Source organism: Streptomyces sp. NRRL WC-3549 (assembly GCF_000721935.1).
Classification (GTDB): domain Bacteria; phylum Actinomycetota; class Actinomycetes; order Streptomycetales; family Streptomycetaceae; genus Streptomyces.
In genome coordinates this window covers 276,952-279,338 of sequence record NZ_KL585394.1, presented here as the reverse complement: position 1 = coordinate 279,338, position 2,387 = coordinate 276,952, and the positions used below count along the sequence as shown (strand labels likewise).

Annotated in this window: 2 protein-coding genes and 1 pseudogene; 1 reads left to right on the top strand and 2 read right to left on the bottom strand. The window is 65.9% G+C overall.

Going from position 1 to position 2,387, the window contains the following annotated elements; genetic code table 11:
- Positions 1-268: 268 nt before the first annotated feature.
- Positions 269-1,453 carry a helix-turn-helix domain-containing protein gene (locus IH13_RS0112030; RefSeq protein ID WP_031083674.1) on the bottom strand — a complete coding sequence of 395 codons (1,185 nt, stop codon included), beginning with the start codon at positions 1,451-1,453 and terminating at the stop codon, positions 269-271.
- Positions 1,454-1,671: 218 nt separating this feature from the next.
- Here IH13_RS0112030 and IH13_RS0112025 point away from each other — a divergent pair, with 218 nt between their 5' ends.
- Positions 1,672-1,884 (top strand): hypothetical protein, encoded by a 213-nt coding sequence (locus tag IH13_RS0112025; protein ID WP_093551796.1) that lies wholly within the window; start codon positions 1,672-1,674, stop codon positions 1,882-1,884.
- Between the two features lie 284 nt (positions 1,885-2,168).
- Here the strand turns inward: IH13_RS0112025 and IH13_RS0112020 are convergent.
- Positions 2,169-2,387 (bottom strand): annotated as a pseudogene (locus IH13_RS0112020) (MarR family transcriptional regulator); the annotation flags it as partial.

Genomic DNA, 2,387 nt, shown 5'->3' with positions numbered 1-2,387 from the left:
TGCCAGCCCGCTCAGAGATGTGTATAAGAGACAGCTGTTCCTCGGGTTCGCGGTCAAGCTCTCGCTGGCCAGCGCCTAGGAGGCCGCCATGCCTGACCTCAGCCAAGCCGCAGCCATGTTTGCCAGCTGAGCCCCCAGGAGCCTGCGAAGGTGACCCCGTTCTCTGCCCTGGCCGACCCTCCCATGGAGAGGCAGAGGAAGCGTCTGCCCTTCGCCGTGACGGTTTCCGTCGGCACTGATGCCGGTTGGTCCAGTAAGTTCAGTTCCTTCACACAGGGATGCCGGACAGCTTGGACAGGCGCAGAAGCTCAGGGTTGCTGCGGCGGTGCAGGGACGACAGAACCCGGAAGACCTCCCGCGCCATGGGGTGGATGCGGGCCATCTGGGGGGCGGCCTTCCACGCATCCGACAGGGACTCCAGAGCCCCGTCACGGTCACCCACGTCCAGCCGTGCCCTGGCCATGTTCATCCTGGACGGAGCCACACGAGTAGCGGGCAAGCCCTCCAGGGCCGCGTCAAGGTCTTCTGCCACCCTCAGAGCCTCACGAGGACGCCCCAGGTCCAGCCGAGTAGCCAGAACGTGTGTGGTCGTGTTCTGCGGGCCGAAGATCATGCTGTGACGGTTCCAATCCCTCTGGAACCACTCGGAGGCTTCCCAGGCTGACTTGATGTGCCGTTCCGCCTCCTTCTTTCCTTCCTTCTTGTCCTTGAAGCGTCCGGCCAAGGTCATTCCCCGCAGGTTCAGGAGTCCGACCGCAAAGGCCCTCTCCTGCCCTGACAGGCTGGCCTGTGCCTGGCTGATGGCCCGGTCTACGACCATGAGGCCGCCTTCGAAGTCCCCGCCGTTCAGGTAGGCCCCTGCCCTATCCCTGGCAGCAATCGCCATGCCCAAAGGGTTGGTCTTCTGCTCGACGGCCCACCTCTGGCGAGTCACGGCCAGTTCCGCCATGTCCATCCACCTGTGCCGGGCGGCCAGCCAATAGACGCTGCTGTAGACCTCTGACAGGGCCATCCAGCTGTCCACTGTGTTGGCAGCGTGGGCATACGTCGTGGCGTCCTGCAGAAGGCCGGGCAGCATCGCTAGGAGCCGATCCACCTCCGCCTTGTCCCGGAACTTCCCGGCAGCCTCCACAGAGGCCCTGAGAGCGTCCTCCTGGACCTCTTGGCGTCCTGGTAGGTCGTAGTCACGGACGGCTGAACGGAGAGCCGACAGGCGCTCTTCTCCGTCCTGGGCCACGGACGCTTTACCCAGTACCTCCGCCATGCTCAGCCCCATGGGCTTACCCAGGTCGGCAGCAACGGCCGGGGTCAGGGTTCGGTCCCCTACTTCGATCTTGGAGAGCAGGGAAACGCTGACGTTGGCAAGCCTCGCTAGCTGGCTCTGAGTGAGTCCACGTTCCTTCCGGAGCGCAGCAAGGTTCGCGCCCGGTGCCAGTTCGGCGGTCTTGCCCATGTGATCAGCCCTACCCAGGAAGACGGTCGCTGGAGCCATCGTCGCAAGCCTTACGGGTAACCGCAGTAGGTTCCTTCACTCGCCACCGCTTGGAGTGTGCGGAGAACTGTGCAACTCGTGTGCAAGTTCCCTCCGTCTCCCCGCCGTTGACTAGGTGCAGTCACCAGCGAAAGGCGGAGGGCATGAGACAGGGAACCGTGTGTGAGCCCGGTACGGCCGTGTTCGACAACGCCAGTCAGATGGTCGGCGTCGTCCAGGCGCAGCAGGGTCCCATGCTGATCCTGATTCGCCCCTCCGGCCTCCGCTGGCAGACCCGCGCCATCTCAGTACGACCCGTCAACGACAGGGAACGCATTCAGCTTGCCGCCTTAGCCCGACACCACCAGCAGGCACGGACGTTGGCGAAGTTGAGACGGCGCGTGACCCACTGAACCCCCGCCCTGGTCACCCAGGCACGTACGGGTGGCCGGGGCGGGTTCCATCACCCGAGCACGACCACGTGAAGGGAACCACTGATGGCAACAGCGGTACAGGTCCGAGACCCCCGCACCTGCGTCCCCACCCAGGTGTGGCACAGGGAAGTCCGACTCGTCATGCGGGACCACGCCATGGGGCGTGACCTGGCAGAGCGCATCTTCGGTCAGGCCGTCGCCTACCTGGTGACCTCCGCCGAGTCCCCCGAGGTCCGCATGGGGCCCTCTCAGGCCGTGGACCTCAGGGCGTCGATCTCCGGTTCCAGCGCGTCCCCGACGTCCAGATAGCCGCGGAGCGTCGCGACCACCTCGGCGCGCGGGCGGCCCGCCTCGTCCGCGTCGTGGAGTTGGCCCAGTATCCACCAGGGCGGCTGGGTGAGGCGGTGTTCGGCGAGGGCGGCGCGGATGTGGCCCACGGTCGCCACGCGGGCGGCCCAGCTCCAGTAGCCGATGGGCTGGCG

What these genes read in the sequence shown, in the direction of transcription:
- IH13_RS0112030 (WP_031083674.1), bottom strand. Translation starts at nt 1,453, where the DNA reads ATGGGCAAGACCGCCGAACTGGCACCGGGCGCGAACCTTGCTGCGCTC.